This is a genomic window from Streptosporangium sp. NPDC002524, assembly GCF_040295985.1.
Taxonomy (GTDB): domain Bacteria; phylum Actinomycetota; class Actinomycetes; order Streptosporangiales; family Streptosporangiaceae; genus Streptosporangium.
The window spans coordinates 303,462-323,021 of sequence record NZ_JBEOWK010000011.1; the positions used below are offsets into that span (position 1 = coordinate 303,462).

Annotated in this window: 17 protein-coding genes; 12 read left to right on the forward strand and 5 right to left on the reverse strand. The window is 71.3% G+C overall.

Annotated features, from left to right (window positions below; translation table 11 throughout):
* Nucleotides 1-29: 29 nt before the first annotated feature.
* From ABT053_RS21265 to ABT053_RS21285, 5 genes are all read left to right on the forward strand, one after another.
* A complete protein-coding gene (locus ABT053_RS21265) occupies nucleotides 30-1,202 on the forward strand; it encodes an ArsA family ATPase (protein WP_350970818.1) in 1,173 nt (390 codons plus the stop codon).
* Complete coding sequence (locus ABT053_RS21270; protein WP_350970819.1) at nucleotides 1,192-2,511, forward strand: hypothetical protein; 1,320 nt, start codon at nucleotides 1,192-1,194, stop codon at nucleotides 2,509-2,511. The genes ABT053_RS21265 and ABT053_RS21270 overlap by 11 nt, the downstream gene beginning before the upstream one ends.
* A 26-nt stretch (nucleotides 2,512-2,537) precedes the next feature.
* Nucleotides 2,538-3,482: an ROK family glucokinase gene (locus tag ABT053_RS21275; protein WP_344749464.1), complete on the forward strand. Its 945-nt coding sequence runs from the start codon at nucleotides 2,538-2,540 to the stop codon at nucleotides 3,480-3,482.
* 400 nt (nucleotides 3,483-3,882) lie between these two features.
* Complete coding sequence (locus ABT053_RS21280; protein WP_350970820.1) at nucleotides 3,883-4,959, forward strand: endonuclease/exonuclease/phosphatase family protein; 1,077 nt, start codon at nucleotides 3,883-3,885, stop codon at nucleotides 4,957-4,959.
* A 131-nt stretch (nucleotides 4,960-5,090) separates the two neighbouring features.
* Nucleotides 5,091-6,218 carry a beta propeller repeat protein gene (locus tag ABT053_RS21285; RefSeq protein WP_350970821.1) on the forward strand — a complete coding sequence of 376 codons (1,128 nt, stop codon included), beginning with the start codon at nucleotides 5,091-5,093 and terminating at the stop codon, nucleotides 6,216-6,218.
* A 273-nt stretch (nucleotides 6,219-6,491) separates the two neighbouring features.
* Here ABT053_RS21285 and ABT053_RS21290 read toward each other — a convergent pair whose 3' ends face one another.
* Together ABT053_RS21290 and ABT053_RS21295 are read right to left on the reverse strand one after the other, a co-directional pair.
* Nucleotides 6,492-6,968, reverse strand: a complete 477-nt coding sequence (locus tag ABT053_RS21290) for a hypothetical protein (RefSeq protein WP_350970822.1) — start codon at nucleotides 6,966-6,968, stop codon at nucleotides 6,492-6,494.
* Nucleotides 6,969-7,034: 66 nt separating this feature from the next.
* The gene (locus ABT053_RS21295) at nucleotides 7,035-7,799 is read right to left on the reverse strand and encodes an alpha/beta hydrolase (RefSeq protein ID WP_350970823.1); all 765 of its coding nucleotides are present in this window, start codon (nucleotides 7,797-7,799) and stop codon (nucleotides 7,035-7,037) included.
* Between the two features lie 149 nt (nucleotides 7,800-7,948).
* On the opposite strand from ABT053_RS21295, the gene ABT053_RS21300 reads away from it, so the two are divergent.
* Nucleotides 7,949-8,716: a lysophospholipid acyltransferase family protein gene (locus ABT053_RS21300; protein WP_350970824.1), complete on the forward strand. Its 768-nt coding sequence runs from the start codon at nucleotides 7,949-7,951 to the stop codon at nucleotides 8,714-8,716.
* Nucleotides 8,717-8,853: 137 nt separating this feature from the next.
* Here the strand turns inward: ABT053_RS21300 and ABT053_RS21305 are convergent, their stop codons facing one another.
* Complete coding sequence (locus ABT053_RS21305; RefSeq protein ID WP_350970825.1) at nucleotides 8,854-9,861, reverse strand: LacI family DNA-binding transcriptional regulator; 1,008 nt, start codon at nucleotides 9,859-9,861, stop codon at nucleotides 8,854-8,856.
* 246 nt (nucleotides 9,862-10,107) lie between these two features.
* On the opposite strand from ABT053_RS21305, the gene ABT053_RS21310 reads away from it, so the two are divergent.
* The gene (locus ABT053_RS21310) at nucleotides 10,108-12,150 is read left to right on the forward strand and encodes a bifunctional aldolase/short-chain dehydrogenase (protein ID WP_350970826.1); all 2,043 of its coding nucleotides are present in this window, start codon (nucleotides 10,108-10,110) and stop codon (nucleotides 12,148-12,150) included.
* A gap of 97 nt (nucleotides 12,151-12,247) precedes the next feature.
* On the forward strand, nucleotides 12,248-13,837 hold the full coding sequence (locus tag ABT053_RS21315; protein WP_350970827.1) for a rhamnulokinase: 1,590 nt from the start codon (nucleotides 12,248-12,250) through the stop codon (nucleotides 13,835-13,837).
* A gap of 85 nt (nucleotides 13,838-13,922) precedes the next feature.
* Here ABT053_RS21315 and ABT053_RS21320 read toward each other — a convergent pair whose 3' ends face one another.
* Complete coding sequence (locus tag ABT053_RS21320) at nucleotides 13,923-14,744, reverse strand: helix-turn-helix domain-containing protein (protein WP_350970828.1); 822 nt, start codon at nucleotides 14,742-14,744, stop codon at nucleotides 13,923-13,925.
* A 159-nt stretch (nucleotides 14,745-14,903) separates the two neighbouring features.
* Between ABT053_RS21320 and ABT053_RS21325 the strand changes: the two genes are divergently transcribed.
* Nucleotides 14,904-16,463, forward strand: coding sequence for an alpha/beta hydrolase (locus tag ABT053_RS21325; RefSeq protein WP_350970829.1), 1,560 nt, complete (start codon nucleotides 14,904-14,906; stop codon nucleotides 16,461-16,463).
* Nucleotides 16,464-16,556: 93 nt separating this feature from the next.
* On the forward strand, nucleotides 16,557-16,868 hold the full coding sequence (locus ABT053_RS21330; protein WP_350970830.1) for a hypothetical protein: 312 nt from the start codon (nucleotides 16,557-16,559) through the stop codon (nucleotides 16,866-16,868).
* Nucleotides 16,869-17,084: 216 nt separating this feature from the next.
* Here ABT053_RS21330 and mmuM read toward each other — a convergent pair whose 3' ends face one another.
* On the reverse strand, nucleotides 17,085-17,957 hold the full coding sequence (mmuM, locus tag ABT053_RS21335) for a homocysteine S-methyltransferase (protein WP_350970831.1): 873 nt from the start codon (nucleotides 17,955-17,957) through the stop codon (nucleotides 17,085-17,087).
* A 158-nt stretch (nucleotides 17,958-18,115) separates the two neighbouring features.
* On the opposite strand from mmuM, the gene ABT053_RS21340 reads away from it, so the two are divergent.
* Together ABT053_RS21340 and ABT053_RS21345 are read left to right on the forward strand one after the other, a co-directional pair.
* Nucleotides 18,116-18,607, forward strand: coding sequence for a SigE family RNA polymerase sigma factor (locus ABT053_RS21340; protein ID WP_350970832.1), 492 nt, complete (start codon nucleotides 18,116-18,118; stop codon nucleotides 18,605-18,607).
* On the forward strand, nucleotides 18,604-19,446 hold the full coding sequence (locus tag ABT053_RS21345; RefSeq protein ID WP_350970833.1) for a hypothetical protein: 843 nt from the start codon (nucleotides 18,604-18,606) through the stop codon (nucleotides 19,444-19,446). The genes ABT053_RS21340 and ABT053_RS21345 overlap by 4 nt, the downstream gene beginning before the upstream one ends.
* Nucleotides 19,447-19,560: the final 114 nt, after the last annotated feature.

Below are 19,560 nucleotides of genomic sequence, written 5' to 3' on the forward strand. Positions count from 1 at the left end.
AGCCCCGCGTCCTCCCGCCGGGAGACGGCGTGAGCAGGGTCCTGCTCTTCACCGGCAAGGGCGGCGTCGGCAAGACGACCGTCGCCGCCGCCACGGCCACCCTCGCCGCCCGGTCCGGGCTGAAGACCCTGGTGGTCTCCACCGACACCGCCCACTCGCTGGCCGACGCCCTCGGCGTGCGGGCCGGCGGGGAGCCCACGGAGATCGCACCCGGTCTCTCCCTCCACCAGGTCGACACCCAGAGGGCGCTGGAACGCCAGTGGGGCGAGCTGCGCGACTACGCCAGGGGCGTCTTCGCCGAGCTCGGCCTCGACGAGGTGACCGCCGAGGAGATCACGGTGCTGCCCGGCGCCGAGGAGGTCATCGCGCTGCTGGAGCTGCGCGAGCAGGCGCGCTCCGGGCTGTGGGACGTCATCGTCATCGACTGCGCCCCGACCGCCGAGACGCTCCGGCTGCTCGCCCTGCCCGAGGCCCTCGACTGGCACGTGAACCGGCTGCTGCCCATCGGCAGGCGGCTGCTGAGCACCCTCTCCCCGCTGGTACGCCGCCTGGCGCAGGTCAGCATGCCCGAAGACCACGTGATCGGCGCGGGCGAGCGGCTCCACCGGGGGCTGATGGAGGTGCGCGAGCTGCTCACCGGCCCCGGCGCGAGCGTCCGGCTGGTGCTCACCCCCGAGGCCGTCGTGCTCGCCGAGGCCCGGCGCACGCTCACCTCCCTCAGCCTGTACGGCTACCGGGTGGACGCGGTGATCGCCAACCGTGTCTTCCCCTCCGAGGGCGCCGACCCGTGGCGGCAGAGATGGGTGCGGGCCCAGGCCCGGCACCTGGCCGAGGTCGAGGAGTCCTTCGCGCCGCTGCCCGTGCACATCGTGCCGTACCTGGAGGCCGAGCCCGTCGGCCTCGACGCCCTCGCCGCCGTCGCCGAGGCCATGTACGGCGAGGGCGACCCCTTCGCCCCGCCCTCCGTCGACCCGCCGCTGCGGATCACCGCCGAGGGCGAGCTGATCCTGGCCCTGCCGCTCGCGGACAAGGACGAGGTGGACCTGGCGCGCAAGGGCGACGAGCTGATCGTCAACGCCGGTTCCTACCGCCGGGTCCTCGCCCTGCCCGCGGCACTGGCCCGCAGGTCGGTGCGTGAGGCCGCGCTCCGAGACGGGTTTCTCCGGGTACGGTTCGAATCGGGAGGGCCTGATGACCGATAACACGAACGACGCAGAGAAGACCCCGAAGCCGCGCGCGCCGAGGAAGCCACGGAAGGCCGCCGGCGCCGCGACGCCGCCGTCCGAGGCCGGGACCGGGACCGGGACTGGAGGCGTCGAGAGCGCCGAGAACACCAGGGTCGCCGGAAGCACCGGGGGCACCGGGGGCACCGGGGGCACCGAGGGCACCGAAGGCGCGGCCAAGGCTCCGAAGGGCCGCCGCACCGGGAAGACGCCCCCGAAGGGGCGGAGCACGGATCCGGCCGGGAAGTCCCCGAAGGGCGGGCGCACCGGATCGTCCCAGTCCGTCGAGTCCGTCGAGTCCGTTGTGCGGGTTGAGCGGGTCGAAGCCGTCGAAGCCGTCGGGGGTGTCGAGCGACCGGAGGACACCGGGGAGCCCGCGCGGGCCGAGCGTGTCGAGAAGGTCGCGCGCCTGGAGGTGGTCGAGGTGGAGGCCGTGGCCGAGCCCGCGCCCTCCAAGCGGGCCCCGAGGGCCAGGAAGGCCCCGGGTTCCGGGCAGGCCGCGCGTACCGGACAGGCCGCGCGTACCGGACAGGCCGCGAGCCCCGAACAGGGCGCAGACTCCGGGCAGGTCCCGGATGCCGGGCAGGCCGCGAGTATCGGGCAGACCTCGGATTCCGCACAGGCCGCTCGTGACGCGCAGGCTGCTCGTGACGCGCGGGCCGAGTGGTTCGAGCGCGCCAGCCGGGCCAGGCAGGAGGAGCGGACCGGATGGACCCCGTGGGCCAGGCCGGGCGACCGCGCCGAGTCCGCGGAGCGCGAGAAGGAAACCGCGGCCGGGAAGCAGGAACGGGCACGGGAAGAGCGGGCGCGTGACGAGCGGTCCCAGAGCGGCACCCAAAGTGGCTCCCAGAGCGGCACCCGGGGCGGATCCCAGGGCGGCAAGGACCCGCTGGGCACCGCGGCCGAGGAGGCGTTCAAGCTCTTCGACACGCTGCAGCAGAAGGCGACCAGGGAACTGCGCAAGAACCTGATCAAGGGCACGATGACCGGGGTCGGCAGCGCGTTCTCCGGTGGTGGCCGGGGAAGAAGAGAGCGGGACGTGTGGGAGGAGGCGGTCTCGGAGCATGAGGAGTACATCTGCCGGGCCTGCCCCGTCTGCCGTGCGATAGCCGCGCAGCGCGAGTCGGGCGGTGGCGGTGCCGTCACCGACCATCTCATGCAGGCGGGCACCGAGCTGTTCGCCGCCTTCAAGTCGGCCGTCGACGGACTCGGCAAGCCCGCTCCCGCGCAGCGGGAACGCGAGCGCGAGCGAGGAGACACCCCCGTGGAGCACATCGACCTGGGGTGAGCCCAGGGGGAGAGGAAGAATGGACAATGGCGCTGACCATCGGTGTGGACATTGGCGGTACGAAGGTCGCGGCGGGAGTCGTGGACGAGGACGGCCAGATCGTCGAGCATCTCTTGCGGCCCACCCCGGCGGAGAATCCGGACCAGGTCGCCCACACGATCGGTGACGCGATCCTGGAGCTCTCCAAGGGCCGGGAGATCGAGGCCGTCGGCCTGGGCGCGGCCGGGTTCGTCGACGAGACCAGGTCCATTGTCCGGTTCGCCCCCAACCTCGCCTGGCGTGAGGAGCCCCTGCAGAGGAAGGTCTCCGACATGGTCGGCCTTCCCGTCGTGGTGGAGAACGACGCCAACGCGATGGCGTGGGGCGAGGCCAGGTTCGGTGCCGGTCGCGGTGAGACCCACCTGGTGTGCGTGACCGTCGGTACGGGCATCGGCGGCGGCATCGTGCTCGACGGCTCCCTCTACCGGGGCCGCTGGGGCATGGGCGCCGAGCTCGGCCACATGCAGGCGGTCCCCGACGGGCGTCTGTGCGGGTGCGGCAACCTCGGCTGCTGGGAGCAGTACGCCAGCGGGAACGCCCTGGTCAGCGAGGCCAGGAGGATCGCCGAGGCCGAGCCGGACAAGGCTGTCAAGCTCCTGGAGATCGCCGGCGGGACGCCCGACCAGATCGAGGGCCAGGAGGTCACCGAGGCCGCCAGGCAGGGGGACCCGGCCGCGCTGGCCGCGTTCTCCTCGATGGCCCGCTGGATCGGCCAGGGCCTGGCCGACCTCGCCGCCGTCCTCGACCCGGGTTGCTTCGTCCTCGGCGGCGGCGTCTCGCGTGCCGCCGACCTGTGGATCGACGAGACCCGGGAGTTCTACACCACCCACCTGAGCGGCCGGGGCCACCGTCCGCTGGCCGACATCCGCTGCGCCGAACTCGGCGCCTCGGCGGGCCTGGTGGGCGCCGCGGACCTCGCCCGCAGGCGCTGACCGCCACTCCCGGCGCGTACGGCCGCCCGCCCGCCGATTCGGCACGGGCGGCCGGTACGCCCGGCGGTGAGCATGCCGGTCAACGCGGATGATCGGAACGTCTGGCGGTGAGCATGCGGATCGGTGCGGGCGGCTGGTATCTCCAACGGTGAACATGCCGATCAGGGTGGGCGGCCGGTGCGTCTGGCGGTGAGCGTGTCGATCGGTTCGGGCGGCTGGTGTGCCCGGCGGTGAATATGCCGATCAGGGCGGGTGGCCGGTACGTCCGGCGGTGAGCATGTCGATCGCTTCGGGCGGCTGGTATCCCCGGCGGTGAACATGCCGATCAGGGCAGGCGGCTGGTATGTCCGGTGGTGCGCGGCTATCCTCGCGGCACGCGTCGCGAAGTGAGGTGGCCGTGGTGCTCAGGATCGCCAGCTACAACGTGCGCTCCATGAAGGACGACGTCCCGGCGCTGGGGCGGGTGGTCGCCGCGCTCCGCGCCGACGTGCTCTGTGTGCAGGAGGCGCCCCGCTTCCTGTGCTGGCGCCGCAGGCGAAGGCGGCTGGCCGCCTTCGGCGGGCTGGCCGTGGCCGCGGGCCGCCGAAGGGGCGGGGTCGCCGTGCTGACCGGTCCCGGGGTGCGGCTGCTGCACGGGGAGGGCCGTCTCCTGGAGTCCTTCTTCCCCCTGGAGCGGCGCGCCATCGCGATCGCCGTGGTGGAGGCGGACGGGCGGCGGGTCGCCGTCGGTTCCATCCACCTGGACCTCGACGAGACCGCCCGGCGCCGCCACGCGGACGAGGCGGTGAGGCTCCTGCGGGAGGTGGCCGACCGGTTCGGCGCGCTGCCGGTGCTCGCCGGAGACATCAACGAGCAGTCGGGCCAGCCGAGCTGGCAACACCTCGCCGAGCGGCTGACCGACTGCTATCCGGTCTCGCCGCGCGGCGACGGCTTCACCTTCCCCGCGAGGGGCCCGCACAAGCGGATCGACGCGATCTTCGCGGTCGAGGGTTTCGCCGTGGTCTCCTGCGGCGGGATCGACGCCGACCCCGCCGACCTGGTGGCCGCCACCGACCACCTGCCGGTGATCGCCGAACTGGACCACCCGCGCCCCGAGGCCGAGGCTCCCTCGGGCCCCGCCGTGGACGCCGCCCCCGCCGTGGACGCCGATCCCGCCGTGGACACCCGTCCCGCCACCGATGCCGGTCCCGCCAAGGACATCGGTCCCGTCGCCGATGCTGCTCCCGCCAGCGATCTCGGTCCCGCCAAGGGCATCGGCTCCGCCGTGGACGCCGGTCCCGCCACCGATGCCGGTCCCGCCCAGGGCGCCGGGTCGGCCGTGGACGCCGGTCCTGGTACGGACGCCGGTCTCGGTACGGCCCCGGCGGGAGCCTCCGGCACCGGCGATCACGCGGGCCCCGCGCGGGGGGAGCCCGGTCCGGGCCTTCCGGGGGAGGCGGGGGAGGCGGATAAGCCGGGAGGACCGGTGTTTCCGTGACGGAGACAGGCGTTTCCGTCACGGAGACGAGAAGATCTTCCCCGCCCGTGACAGGGCGTCTTTCCAGATCGCGCCGGTCAAGTGGGGAGACCGGCACACGGGGAGCGCATGAGCCCCGTACCATTTGAAACATGACCCGTCGCCTTCCGCGGCGTGCGCTGGTTCTCTGCGCGGGAGGCCTGCTCCTGCTGTCTCCGCAAACGTTCCCAGCCCACGCCGATCCCGTCAGCCCGCCCGCGGCCGAGGCATGGCAGGCTCCGGTCAGCGCGGGCCTGAGCAGTGACGGATCGCTGTCCGACGTGGCGGGGGTCTCGGCCACGAGCGTGTGGGCGGTCGGCCAGCAGAGCGTCTGGGACGTCTGGCAGAGCCGCGGCGCGATCACCCACTGGGACGGCACCTCCTGGAACGAGGTCGGCATCCGCAACGACCCGACCGGCGCCGGGCCCCTGCGTTCCGTCGCGGCCGCCTCGGCGACCGAGCTGTGGGCCGTCGGCGAGGGGCACGACGGCCTCCCCTACCTGGCGAGGGGAGACGGGGCGTCCTTCGACAGGGTCATCGTCGACAAGCTGCACTCGGGCGACTGGCTGGGCGGGGTGGCGGCCGTTCCCGGCCGGGTGGTCGCGGTCGGCCGCCGCGACAAGCTGCCCATGCTCGTCACCGGCACGGGCTCGAAGTGGAAGCTCACCCACCTGCCCGACCGGGGCACGCTGTACGGGGTGGCGCTGTCGGGCAAGAGCGACGGCTGGGCGGTGGGCGACACCGGCGGCAAACCGTTGATCATGAGGCAGTCCGGCGGGCGCTGGAAGACCTTCAAGGCCCCCGAGATCGCCGGCGGCTACCTGCGTGACGTTCACCTCGACGGCCCCAAGCGGGCCCTCGCCGTCGGCGGCGTCTACCGGGAGTCCGGCGGGATCGTCCCGCTGGCCCTGTCGTGGAACGGCAAGAAGTGGTCCCGGGTGTCCCTCCCCGCCGGTGACGTCCGCCTGTACGGGGTGACGGGTGACCGCAAGGGCCACTTCTGGATCTCCGGGGTCGACCTGGAGCGGCCCGGCGAGGCGTTCCTGCTCCGGTACGACGGGCACGCGGTCAAGGCGCTGCGCGGTCCGGAGACCGCCGCCCCCCGGACGGTACGTCTCCAGTCGGCGGCCTACCTGCCGGGCACCGGCACCGTGTGGACCGTCGGCCACGTGGTCGACGCCTCCGGCAAGTACACCGACGTGATCGAGCGCTTCGGCACCTCGGAGCGCGCCAAGCCGTAGTCCGGGCGGGGGCGGTCGTGCCCGGCCGATCATGGACGACCCGCTCTGGCGAGCGTGGCCGAGGGTCGAGCGTGGCCGATGGCGCGTTCGACCGGCCGCGACGGGATGACCCGCACGGAGAAGGGACGACCCGCACGGAGACCGGACGCTCCGCACGGATGAGGCGGCCGTGGCCGGACACCCGACCAGATCGGGCTACCCGTTCAGGTTGGACACCCGTTCAGGCTGGACACCCGCGCAGAGCGGACGACCCGCTCAGGTTGGGTGAGCCGTTCAGATGACGGCGCCGTCGTCCCAGCCGGAGTCGTTGGGCGGGCCGTCGCCCATGCGGACCACCAGTGCCACGAAACCGCCGATGAACGCGGCGACCGCGGTGAAGAGCATCCACCCCTGCAGGTTCCAGTTGAGCGCGGCGCTCAGCAGCAGGTAGGCGGGGCCGCCGAACAGCGCCAGCCATGCGATCTTGGTGGTGGCGTCGGTCTTGGGGAGCGGGGGTGGGGGCGGGGGCACGTAGTGCCCCTCTTCGTCCTCGGTCTCGGACTGTTCCGTGGCGGATTCGGTGTCGTCCGCGGGATCGTCCTCCCGCAGGAGGTCCTCCTCGTCCGACTGTTTGATCACCCGTCGCGGAGGCTCGGCCGGAAGGTTCTCGCTGTCCGGCCACGGCTGATTCGCCGAGTCGCGCTCGGCGGTGTCGTTGAAGGACGCGACGATCTGACGCCAGACCTCGTCCTCATCGCTTTGAGGTGTCACCTAGCTGGGCCCGTTGTTCATCGGCCGATCACTTTCTCCCGGAGACCGCGCATCCCCCGCTCGCGATCAGTCTCTCTGCAAGGGTACAGACGCGTTCGAGGTGATGAACTCCAGGCTCCCCGCAAAGATCCGATCAGCATCGTTGTCAAGCGTCGCGACGTGATAGCTGTCGGCGAGCTCCACCACATTCAGATTCCCCCCGGTCAGCCTCTCACGCAGAATACGCACACTCCCAGGTTTCACAACATGATCCTGCGGACTATGGAAAACCAGGACGGGCTGGGTGATCTTATATAGCTCCGACCGCGTCAACGTCCACAGCCGCAGAAGGGTCGCCGCGGCCTTGACCGGCGTACGCGTGTAGCCGAGTTCGGTCGCCCCCTCCTTCTTGATGTCCCCGGCGACGCCGGGCACCGACGCGACCACGTACTTGAGCAGGGGAGCCAGCCTGAGCAGCGGCACGTCGTTGACGATCGACGGGTTGACGACCACCAGCCCCTTGATGCCGTCGCCGTGCACCTCGGCCAGCCGCAGCGCCATGCACCCGCCGAGCGACAGTCCCATGACGAAGACCTCGGCGCAGCTGCCGCGCAGGTCCGCCAGGGCCTTGTCGAGCTCGGCGTACCAGTCCTCCCAGCCGGTGCGGGCCATCTCCCGCCAGGTGGTGCCGTGGCCGGGGAGCCTCGGCAGCGCCACCGTCATGCCCGCCGCCGCCAGGTATTCGCCCCAGGGGCGCAACGACTGCGGCGACCCGGTGAATCCGTGGCAGAGCAGGACGCCGATCCGTCCCCCCGCATGGTGGTACGCCTCCGCACCGGGCATGACTGGCATCGCGGCTCCTAGTAAGAGTTCGCCCGATCGTCGCACGAGTGGGACGTGTTTTGCGAGAGGTCGATTTGGGTGGTTCGGTAGGGTAGGTGACCGGGATCGGAAGTGGGAGGATAACTCCAGGTCCACGCCTGCAACCGAAGGAGCATCGAGTGTTCTACTGGGTGGTGAAGGCCATCCTCTCGCCCTTCCTCCATCTGATTTTCCGTCCCTGGGTGGAGGGCGTGGGGAACGTGCCGAAGCAAGGACCGGTGATCCTGGCCGGAAACCACCTGTCGTTCGCCGACCACTTCTTCGGCGCGCTGTTCCTGCGGCGCAAGGTGATCTCCCTCGGCAAGTCCGACTACTTCACCGGCCGCGGTCTCAAGGGGATGATGAGCAAGGCCTTCTTCAGCGGGGTCGGCACCGTCCCCATCGACCGCTCCGGAGGCAAGGCGAGCGAGGCGGCGCTGCGCACCGGCAGGCGCATCCTCGACGAGGGCCATGTGCTCGCCATCTACCCGGAGGGGACCCGCTCCCACGACGGCCGCCTCTACAAGGGCAAGACCGGTGTGGCCCGCCTGGCGCTGGAGTCGCGCGTGCCGGTCATCCCGTGGGCGATGGTCAACACGTTCGAGATGATGCCCCCGGGCAGCGTCCTTCCCAAGCTGGGCATCCGGCCGGGGGTGAAGTTCGGCAAGCCGCTCGACTTCACCCGCTACTACGGGATGGAGGAGGACCGCCTCGTCCTGCGCGCCGTCACCGACGAGATCATGTACGCGCTGATGGAGCTCTCCGGCCAGGAGTACGTCGACAAGTACGCCGCGAGCGCCAAGGTCGAGGCCGCCCGCGCCGCCAAGGAGGCGAAGGAGGCGGCGAGGCAGGCCGCCAAGGAGGCGCGCAAGCGTCCCCGTTCGGGCGAAGCGGGATCGGACGAGTAAGACCGCCGGGCCGGGCGGGTGAACGCGGTCGGAGGACGAGCGGGACCGCCGGGTGGAGCGGGACCGGAGGACGAGCGAGGTCAGAGAGTCGACTCGCGCAAGCGACCGGGTGGAGCGGGACCGGAGGATGCGCAGGGTCAGAGGGTCGACTCGCGGATGACCAGCTCGGGCTGGAACATGATCTGCTGATGGGCGTGTGAGTCGGGGTTGTCGCACTCGTCCAGCAGCAGCTCCGTGGCGACCCGGCCGAGCCGGTGGGTCGGCTGCCGGATGGAGCTGAGCGAGACCGTCGACGCCGAGGCGAAGTCGATGTCGTCGTAGCCGATGAGGGAGACGTCCCGGGGGACCCGTACGCCCGCCTGGAGCAGGCCGCGCAGCATGCCCAGGGCGAGCAGGTCGTTCGCGCAGAACACGGCGTCGGGCAGCCGCCCCCCGGCGATCATCTTCTCCGCCGCCTGCTGCCCCGACCTGGCGTTCATCGCGCTCATCGCGATCTCCTCCAGCGCCTCCCCGGGGTCGCGGCCCGCCGCGGCCAGTGCCCGCTCGGCGCCGATCAGGCGGTCGGCGCACTGGCGGATGGTGAGGGGGCCGGTGACGTAGGCGATCCGCTCGGCGCCGGTGGACAGCAGGTGGGAGACCGCGAGCGAGCCGCCGGTGATGTCGTTGACCGCCACCGAGCACTGGTCGGCGCGTTCGGCGGGGTGGTCCACCAGCACCACGCTGATGCCGCGCTCCTTGAGCTGGTCGAGCTTGGCCAGGTTCGCCCCGGCGGGCGTGATGAGCACCCCGCGGACCCGCTGCTCGGCGAAGACGAGCAGGTTGCGCTCCTCCTTGAGCCGGTCGCCGGAGGAGTTGCCCAGGATCACGGCGTACCCGCGCTCGCTGGCCACCTCCTCGACCCCCGCCGCCACGTCGGTGAAGAAGGGGTTGCCGATGTCGATCACCGAGAGGCCGACGGTGCGGCTGTGCCCGGCCCGCAGGCTGGAGGCGGAGCCGTGCCGGACGAACCCGAGGTCGCGGATGGCCTCCTCGACCCGGGAGCGGGTGGACTCGGCGACCTTCTCCGGGCGGTTGAGCACGTTGGACACCGTGCCGGGGGACACCCCGGCCCGTGCCGCGACTTCCTTTATGCTCACCGAACTCATGTGCATTGATTAAAACGTAACAACAAGTGTTCCGCCAGTCAGGGGCGGTACTTTCGGCCCGCCTGACGGCTTTCGGCCCGCGATCTCGCGCGACGGCGTTGACAGTGTCGTACGTGTCACATAGCTTTTTCATCGTCGTTAAAACGTTTTTAAGAAGATCTCACCCCGCCGCGCCCCCGGGACCCACGAAGGCCCCGCCGGGCGCCCGCGGGAGGTAACGGGTGAACGAGTGAGCGGAGAGGTGTCATGACGTCGCCGGTTGAGGAACTGCTGCAGCGGTCGCACGCGCTGGGGGCCGATCCGCGGAACACGAACTTCGCCGGGGGCAACACCTCGGCCAAGGGGACGGCGGCCGACCCCGTGACCGGGACTCCCGCCGAGGTGATGTGGGTGAAGGGGTCCGGGGGAGACCTGGGCACCCTGGCCGAGCGCGGCCTCGCGGTGCTGCGGCTGGACCGGCTCCGGGCGCTGGCCGGGGTGTACCCCGGGGTCGAACGCGAGGACGAGATGGTCGCGGCGTTCGACTTCTGCGCCTTCGGCACCGGCGGCGCCGCGCCGTCCATCGACACCGCGATGCACGGCCTGGTGGACGCCGCGCACGTCGACCACCTGCACCCCGACGCGGGGATCGCGATCGCCACCGCCGCCGACGGGGAGGCGCTGACGGCGCGGATCTTCGGCGAACGGGTGGTCTGGGTGCCCTGGCGGCGGCCCGGCTTCCAGCTGGGGCTGGACATCGCGGCGATCAAGAAGGACAACCCGCTCGCGATCGGATGCGTCCTGGGCGGGCACGGCATCACCGCCTGGGGTGACACCTCGGCCGCCTGCGAGGCCAACTCACTGGAGATCATCCGCACCGCGGAGGCGTACATCGCCGGGCACGGCCGCGCGGAGCCGTTCGGGCCGGTGCTCGCCGGGTACGAGCCGCCGGACGACGAGGCGCGGGCCGTGCGGGCGGCGGCGCTGTTCCCCGTGGTGCGCGGGCTCGCCTCCACCGACGCCCCGCAGGTCGGCCACTACACCGCCACCGGCGAGGTGCTGGACTTCCTGTCGCGCGAGCGCCACCCCGAGCTCGCGGCGCTGGGCACCTCGTGCCCCGACCACTTCCTGCGGACCAAGGTGGCCCCGCTGGTGGTGGACCTGCCCGCCGACGCCCCGATCGAGGACGTGGTCGCCCGGCTGCGGGAACTGCACGCCGCCTACCGCGAGGAGTACGCGGCCTACTACCGGCGGCACGCCGTGGAGGGCTCGCCCGCGATGCGCGGGGCCGACCCGGCGATCGTGCTGGTGCCGGGGGTGGGCATGTTCTCCTTCGGCAGGGACAAGCAGACCGCGCGGGTGGCCGGGGAGTTCTACGTCAACGCGATCAACGTGATGCGCGGGGCCGAGGCGCTCTCCTCGTACGCGCCGATCGAGGAGGGCGAGAAGTTCCGGATCGAGTACTGGGAGCTGGAGGAGGCCAAGCTGCGCCGGATGCCGGCCGCGCGCCCGCTGGCGACGCGGGTGGCCGTGGTGACCGGCGGCGGCTCCGGCATCGGGGCGGCGACCGCGCGCAGGCTCGCCGCCGAGGGCGCGTGCGTGGTGGTGGCCGACCGCGACCTCGGCGCCGCGGGCAAGGTGGCCGCCGAGCTGGGCGCGAAGGCGTACCGGCCGGAGGACGTCGCGGTCGCGGTGGAGGTGGACGTCACCGACGAGGCACAGGTGGCCGCCGCGCTCCGGGCGGCGGTGCTGGCGTTCGGCGGGGTGGACCTGATCGTCAACAACGCGGGCCTGTCGCTGTCGCGCTCGCTGCTGGAGACCAGCGTCGCCGACTGGGACCTGCAGCACGACGTGATGGCCCGCGGGTCGTTCCTGGTCTCGCGGGAGAGCGCCCGGGTGATGATCCCCCAGGGGATGGGCGGGGAGATCGTGTACATCTCCTCCAAGAACGCGGTGTTCGCCGGGCCGAACAACGTGGCCTACGGGGCCGCCAAGGCCGACCAGGCGCACCAGGTACGGCTGCTCGCGGCCGAGCTCGGCGCGTACGGGATCCGGGTCAACGGCGTCAACCCCGACGGGGTGGTGCGCGGGTCCGGCATCTTCGCCTCGGGGTGGGGGGCCAACCGGGCCGCGGTGTACGGGGTGGAGGAGGAGAAGCTGGGCGAGTACTACGCGCAGCGCACCCTGCTCAAGCGCGAGGTGCTGCCCGAGCACGTCGCGGGGGCGGTCTTCCAGCTGACCCAGCTCACCCAGACCACGGGGCTGCACGTCCCGGTCGACGCGGGTGTCGCGGCGGCCTTCCTGCGCTGACCCCGTCACCCGTCCCCGGTCCCCCTCGTGCGGCTCCTGCCCCGCCGGAGTGGGGGCCGGGGACGTCCCTGATCCTCAACTCCTGAAAGGGGCTCGCATGCAGTCGGCACCGGGGACCGCCCAGCCCGTTCAACCCGTTCAGCCCGAGCGGACCGTTCAGCCCGAGCGGACCGGGCGGACCGGGCGGTACGCCGCGGTCGACCTCGGAGCGTCGAGCGGCCGGGTGGTCGTCGCCGAGATCGGGCCGGACACCCTGGACCTGCGCGAGGTGCACCGTTTCGCGAACGTGCCCGTCCGGGCCGGCGGCACGCTGTACTGGGACATCCTGCGGATCTACCGGGGGGTGCTGGACGGCCTGCGCGCGGCGGGTCCCGTCGACGGCATCGGGATCGACTCCTGGGCCGTCGACTACGGGCTCCTGGACGGCGACGGCGCGCTGCTCGGCAACCCCGTCCACTACCGCGACGCCCGCACCGAGAGGACGGCCAGCCGGGTCCCCTTCGAGGAGTTGTACGCCCGCACGGGTATCGCCCGCCAGCCGTTCAACACCATCCACCAGCTCGCCGCCGAGCCCCGGCTGGCCTCGGCCGCGACGCTGCTGCTCATTCCCGACCTGATCGCGTACTGGCTGACCGGGCGGGTCGGCGCGGAGCTGACCAACGCCTCCACCACCCAGCTGCTCGACGCCAGGACCCGCGAGTGGGACACCGTGCTGACGGGCGGGCTCGGGCCCGCGGCCGGGATCCTGCCGCCCATCCGGCGTCCCGGCGAGGTGGTCGGCCCGCTGGCGCCGGAGGTCGCGAGCGAGCTCGGGCTCTCCCCGGACACCCGGGTCATCGCGGTCGGTTCCCACGACACCGCCTCCGCGGTGGCGGGGGTCCCCGCGGAGAGCGAGCGGTTCGCCTACATCTCCTGCGGCACCTGGTCGCTGGTCGGCGTCGAGCTGGACCAGCCCATGATCAGCGAGGCGGGGCGGCGGGCCAACTTCACCAACGAGGCGGGCATCGACGGCACCGTACGCTACCTCCGCAACGTCACCGGGCTGTGGCTGCTGCAGGAGTGCGTCCGCACCTGGGAGTCGGAGAAGCCCCCACCCGGCGCGGAGGTGCCGGGAGGGCGGGTCGACCTGGAGGAGCTGCTCCGGCAGGCCGCCCTGGAGGAGCCGTTCCGGTCGGTCGTGGACGCCGACGACCCGGTCTTCCACCCGCCCGGCGACATGCCCGGACGCATCGCCGGCTTCTGCCGCCGTGCCGGACGGCCCGTGCCGGAGACCCGTGCCCAGATCGTCCGCTGCGTGATCGACTCCCTGGCGCTGGCCCACCGGGCGGCGGTCGAGGACGCCCGGCGGCTCACCGGGCGGGCGGTGGACACGATCCACATCGTCGGAGGAGGCTCGCGCAACGCGCTGCTCTGCCGGCTCACCGCCGACGCCTGCGGCCTCCCCGTGGTCGCGGGACCCGTCGAGGCCACCTCGATCGGCAACGTCCTGGTCCAGGCCAGAGCCGACGGGGTCGTCTCCGGAACCCTCGCCGATCTGCGCGCCCTGATCCGGCGCACCCAGCACCTGGAGCGCTACGAACCTCGCTCCGGCTCCGGGACTTCGCCCGCCGCGCCCGGCGCTCGAACGTCGCCCGCTCCTGACCGGTCAGCGTCGCCCCGGCCTTCGGCCGCCCCGTCCGCGCCGTGACAGCGGTCCAGGCTCGGACGACAGATCTCCGAAGCGGCTACACCGGCGAGACGGTCCCGGCCCTGTCGGCGGAAGACCGGAGGATCTACTCCCTCTCCGTGTCGTTCGAAGCGTACTGGTCGGACAGGAGAAGGCTCAGACGACGTAGCACGTCCATCTGGGCGGGATTGCAGAGCTCTTGCAAGGCGTCGATGACAGCTTGTTCGACAAAGCGCGCACTGTACGGCGTGCCGGAGTTCGTGATGCCGAGTCCGGGGTGCGCCGCGTACAGCGCGTGCACATGGGGGACCATGCGCTCGGCCACGCCGGCGCGGGTCTGCTCGTCGGCGTCGGCGGGGAGGTCGGTGAACTGCGCGGTGACGGGGTTGACGACGGGTTCCTGCAGCATGTCCGCCCAAGCCCGCAGGGTTTGCGGTCCGAGGACCCGGGTCAGGACGATGACGAACGAGCGATCGGCGTGTGGCAGGTTCCCCACGGCGTTGGCCGCGGTGAAATCGGTCGGCAGATCGGTCGGCGTGGACTGGCGCAGGATCAGTCCGAGTTCGACGCGGGTGCGCCGGAGCCGTTCGATGGTGGCCGCGAGTTCGGCGTCGAGAGTGCGCAGGGCGTCCTCGGGGTGATCGTCGGCGTCACCCATGGCGGCGATCTGGGACAACGAGAACCCCAGGTCCGCCAAGCGCTTGATACGCAGCACCCGGACGAGATGGGCGACTCCGTACTGCTTGTAGCCGTTGTCACGCCGTTGCGGTTGTTCCAGCAGTCCGACCTCATGGTAATGGCGTACCGCACGCAGACTCGTACCGGCGAGCTGGGCGATCTCGCGGGTGCTCCAGGCCACGTCCTTCTCCTCCGTCAGGTAGCGGTCCCGGCCGACGCCGTCGCGCCGGTGGGACACCGGTAAAGCCATGCCGTGACGGCATGCCCAATCCAGACCGTTGTGCACCTTGACCTGTGAGGTGGATCACGCTCGTACGGTCTTGAGTGTGCCGCTGCGGCCGGGTGTCTCCTTGGCGTGATGTATCCCCGCCCACCCGGAGCCGAACGGCTCCCACCGACAGGAGAACCGGTGTCCTTCTCGACCCGCCCATCGCGGATGGCGGTAGGAGTTCTTCTGCTACTGACCACGCTGAGCGCGTGCTCTCCGCCAGCCGAACAACAAAAAACGCGACCGGCGCAGCCGTCGGCGGAACTCGCCTCCTTCTACGGCCAGAAGCTGGCCTTCGGCCCGTGCAAGGACTACGCCACCACCCCGGCCGACACCAAGATCTTCGCCGCCGGCAAAACCGCCGAATGCGCCCGCCTGCGGGTGCCCTTGGACTACGACGACCCTGACGGCGAGACCGCCCAGATCGCGCTGCTGCGGGTTCCCGCGCGGGGAACCTCGATGGGGTCCCTGCTGCTCAACTCCGGCGGGCCCGGAGGGCCCGGCATGCAGTTCGCCGTTCTCACCGCCGCGGCGCTGGCGCGGAACCCGATCACCGAGCGGTTCGACCTGATCGGGTTCGATCCGCGCGGGGTGGCCGCGAGCGAGCCGGCCGTGGACTGTTTCACCGACGAGGAAATGCGCGGTGGTGAACTGCCGTACGAGTTCATCGTCTCGGCGGGCAGCTACACGGAGGCCGACACCCGCCGGCTGGCCGAGCAATGCGCGAAACGCTCGGGCGGCGAACAGGCGCTGGCCGCCATCTCCTCGCGTGACACGGTCCGCGACATGGACGTCCTGCGTGCGGCACTCGGTGACAAGCAGCTGAACTTCCTCGGCCAGAGCTACGGAACCCGCATCGGGACGTTGTACGCGGAGGCGTTCCCGCGCAACGTCCGCGCCATGATCCTCGACGGCGCCGTCGAGCCCGGTCTCGGGCTCGTCGACCGGCGGCTGTACCAGTACACCGGTTTTCAGCGATCTTTCGAGCAGATGGCGGCTGACTGCGCGAAGCGCCCGGACTGCCCGTTGGGCGCCGAACCATCCAAAGCCACGAAAATCTTCCAGGAAAGCGTGCGTCCTCTGCTCAAGCGGCCGGTTCCGGCCGGCGACGGACGACGGCTCTCCTACGACGACGCGATCAACGCCGTCGTCAGCGGGCTCTACTCCCGGGAGGCGTGGCCAGTGATCATCGCGGGGCTCGCCGAGGTCCGGGCCGGACGAGGTGACAAGCTGCTGCGGCTGCGTGAGGCGTTCAGTCCCACGGACGGCAGTGGAGGCAACTTCGCCGAGGCCAACTACGCCATCGCGTGCATGGACGAGGAGCGCCTGACACCTCAGCAGGCCGGTGAGTTCAAGGACCGGATCCATCAGGTGGCGCCGTTCATGGATTCCGGCAGCGGCGTTGACGGAGCGCGGGACGGGTGTGAGTTCTGGCCCGCCGAGCCGAAGCCCGCCTACCCCCTCCCCGACCGGGTCGAGGGTGTCGCGCCAACGTTGACGATCTCCATCACCGGTGACCCGAGCACGCCCTACGACGCGGGCGTCAAGCTCGCCGACGTCCTGGGCGGCAAGATGCTCACCGTCGACGGCGAGCAGCACACGATCTTGTCATCCGGCAAGAACGCCTGCGTCAACGACATCGCCGCCACGTATCTGACCACCCTGCGGATGCCGGCCGATGATTCCCGCTGCGCCCTGTGACCTGCCCGGTCACCGCCCGCGCGGAGGGCGGCGACCGGGCGTCACCGTGACCGTCGCGGACGGCGTGACGAACGATACGAGGAGTATCACGAGATGAAAACCGCTTTGTACGACAACGCGATGCAAGTGGTTCCCGTCCTGCTGATCGCATTGTTTCTCGACACTCGCGGTGTTGACCGGCAGACCGGCCATCCACCACGCCGGTGGGAAAACGCGCAGGACAGGCTGTTCGCCGTACTCGGCGTTGTCGCGTTCACGGTGTCGATGTTCGTCGTCGCCGGTGTCGCCGATGGCGGACGTCTCACCGAGGCGATCGTCATCGCCGCGCTCAGTGGCTGTATCGGCCTGCTGTTCGCGAGGATCTGGTTTCGTCTGACCCGTAACAGTGGCCAGGCTCGTGAATAGCGCCGGACCCCCGTTCCGTCTTGAGAACAAACGGTGACCATTACCTGGGGACGACCGCGGCGTTCCAACGGTCACAGCGGATTCGGAGCTGGAAGTCTGTGGTCGCCGTGTGGCGGTGTGTCGTGATCTACGAGCGGTGAGGTCTCCGGTGCGCCGGATTCCCCGGAGTGTGTGGCGGGGAATCCGGCGTACACCGGGGGGACGTGTGGTGGCCGGTCAGGGGGCGTCCGACCCCGTGAGGTGGGCGCGGATCTGGCGGATGTGCTCCGGGGTGGTGCGGCAGCAGCCGCCGACGAAGGCGGAGCCCGCGGCGGTCCACCCGGCCGCGGCCTCCCCGAACTCCACCGGGTCGGCCAGCCCGAGCCAGCGCCGGTTCGCGGAGTCCCAGACCTCGCCGGAGTTGGGGTAGACCATGGTGGGCTTGCCCTTGATCTGCGAGATCAGGCTCATCACGTGGCGCGGGGCCGTGCAGTTGACGCCGATCGCGATCACCTGCGGGTTCCCGGCGAACAGGCCGGCCGCCATCCTGAGCGGGGTGCCGTCGTTGATGTGCTCGCCGTCGCGGCAGGAGAAGCTCACCCACGCCCGCATCCCCGGCGTCTCGGCGAGCAGCCGCCGCAGCGCCCTGGCCTCGGTGTAGGACGGGATGGTCTCGCAGGCCATCAGGTCGGCCTCGCTGTCGGCCAGGATGTGCCAGCGGTCGCGGTGCCAGTCGGTCAGGCCGTCCTCGTCGAGGTCGTAGTCGCCGGTGTACTCGGCGCCGTTGGACAGGTAGGCGCCGTACGGGCCGACGCTGGCGGCCACGGTGCCCGAGCCGTGGGCGTCCCTGGCCTGGGCGGCCAGGTGCACGGAGAGGAGGATGAGGTCCTCGGCCTCGGCGGCGCTCAGGCCGCGCCGTACGAACGCGGGGATGCTCGCCTGGTAACTCGCCGTTATCGCCACCTCGGCGCCCGCGGCGAAGTAGTCGAGATGCGCCTGCCGGATCACGGAGGGGTTCTCCAGCAGGAGTTTCGCCGACCAGAGGTCGTCTCGCAGGTCCGCGCCCAGCTCCTCCAAATGGGTGGCCAGGCCGCCGTCCAGAATCACCATCCCGCTACTTTATGTGGAGCGGCCGGGGTTGGAACCCCGCTCCGCCCGCCCTTGGTCCCGCTCTGTCCCATATCGGCCTCACGGCGTCTCCACCGCTGTCATCCGAACCGGCCCGCCGCCGAGTAGATGTCTACGAGGCTTCAGGACGGAGATCGTGAATGGACGACGGGTTCGACGCGTACGTGGCGACGCGTTACGAGCGGCTCCGACATACGGCGTACCTGCTCACGGGGAACAGGGCGACCGCCGAGGATCTCGTGCAGACGGCGCTGGCCAAGGCATGGGTGGCGTGGCGGCGGATCGAGGGCGACCCCGACCCGTACGTGCACCGGATCATCGTCAACACCCACGCCTCCTGGTGGCGCAGGAAGTGGCGCGACGAGGTACCCGCCGAGCACCTTCCCGAACGCGCCGACCCGCGGGACTTCACCGCCGAGGTCGGCAGCCGCCAGGTGCTCCGGGAGGCGATCGGCGGCCTGTCGAGGCGGCAGCGCGCGGTCGTCGTCCTGCACTACTTCGAGGAGCTCACCCTCGCGCAGTGCGCCGACGTGCTCGGCTGCTCCCTCGGCACGGTGAAGACCCAGCTCGGCCGGGCGCTGAAACGCCTTCGCGTCCATTCGGAGATCCAGACGACGGGAGCGAGACGATGATCCACACCGAGGACGAGCTGCGCGCGGCGCTGGCCGAGGACGTCTCCCGGGGCACTCCCGACGTGCGGGAGATCGTACGGCGTGGCCGTCGCATCAGGCGGCGCAGGACCGTGGCGGGCGTAACGGGGGTGGCGCTGGCGGTGGCCGCCGTGGCCGCGGTGGCCTTCCCGGTCCAGTGGCTCTGGAGGGACGCGGAACCGGCGAGGAAGGAGCCGCCGACGGCGGCGAGGATCTCACCGCCGTCCGCTCTGCCCCCCAAGAACGTCCTGGACGCCCCCCTGATCAGGTCGTACGGTTTCACGACCGTGCCCGAGGGAGCGAAGGTCACCTTCCGGCCGTTGAGCGTCCACACCTCGTACCGGGTCGTGTGCGCCGATCCGGAGGCGATGGTGGTGATCCGGGAGGCCGACGGGGGCGGTTCGGCCGGCAGATGCGGAGGGAGGAACGTGGACCACTTCTACGACAGGAGTTCGGTGACCTCCGGCTGGCTGGAGCGGCCTCAGTCTCTCAAGATCTGGATCCTGCCCGGTGACATGCCGATCCATTCTTTCGACGACGACCCGGACTCGTACGACGACTGCGAGGTGGTCAGGAAGGAGGTGGGCCTGTGTGACGGCAAGTACAGGATGTCGCAGTTGCTCTGGCCCGGGGTCGTCGAACGGGTGGCCGCCGAACTCGAACGGCGGCCGGGGCGGTGGGAGGTCGGGTTCTACGATCGAGCGGGCACGAGCGTACGGCCGGAGCCGACGAGGACCGTCACCCTCGCGCCGGACGATCTAGGGGACACGACCACGCCGCCGGAGCCGGGGCCGACGAGGACCGTCACCATCGGGCCGTGAAGGTGGTGGTGGGAAGGTTCGGCGGCGGGTTCGGAAAGCCGGGCCGGTGGTGGTGGGACGGGGGGGGAGATAGCGGCCCACGCACACCCCACGCGGGCGGGGCGCAGCAGGCCG

Coding starts and splice junctions, on each gene's coding strand:
- ABT053_RS21270 (WP_350970819.1), top strand. CDS start 1,192: ATGACCGATAACACGAACGACGCAGAGAAGACCCCGAAGCCGCGCGCG.
- ABT053_RS21275 (WP_344749464.1), top strand. CDS start 2,538: ATGGCGCTGACCATCGGTGTGGACATTGGCGGTACGAAGGTCGCGGCG.
- ABT053_RS21285 (WP_350970821.1), top strand. CDS start 5,091: ATGACCCGTCGCCTTCCGCGGCGTGCGCTGGTTCTCTGCGCGGGAGGC.
- ABT053_RS21295 (WP_350970823.1), bottom strand. CDS start 7,799: ATGCCAGTCATGCCCGGTGCGGAGGCGTACCACCATGCGGGGGGACGG.
- ABT053_RS21305 (WP_350970825.1), bottom strand. CDS start 9,861: ATGAGTTCGGTGAGCATAAAGGAAGTCGCGGCACGGGCCGGGGTGTCC.
- ABT053_RS21310 (WP_350970826.1), top strand. CDS start 10,108: ATGACGTCGCCGGTTGAGGAACTGCTGCAGCGGTCGCACGCGCTGGGG.
- ABT053_RS21315 (WP_350970827.1), top strand. CDS start 12,248: ATGCAGTCGGCACCGGGGACCGCCCAGCCCGTTCAACCCGTTCAGCCC.
- ABT053_RS21320 (WP_350970828.1), bottom strand. CDS start 14,744: ATGGCTTTACCGGTGTCCCACCGGCGCGACGGCGTCGGCCGGGACCGC.
- ABT053_RS21330 (WP_350970830.1), top strand. CDS start 16,557: ATGAAAACCGCTTTGTACGACAACGCGATGCAAGTGGTTCCCGTCCTG.
- mmuM (WP_350970831.1), bottom strand. CDS start 17,957: ATGGTGATTCTGGACGGCGGCCTGGCCACCCATTTGGAGGAGCTGGGC.
- ABT053_RS21340 (WP_350970832.1), top strand. CDS start 18,116: ATGGACGACGGGTTCGACGCGTACGTGGCGACGCGTTACGAGCGGCTC.
- ABT053_RS21345 (WP_350970833.1), top strand. CDS start 18,604: ATGATCCACACCGAGGACGAGCTGCGCGCGGCGCTGGCCGAGGACGTC.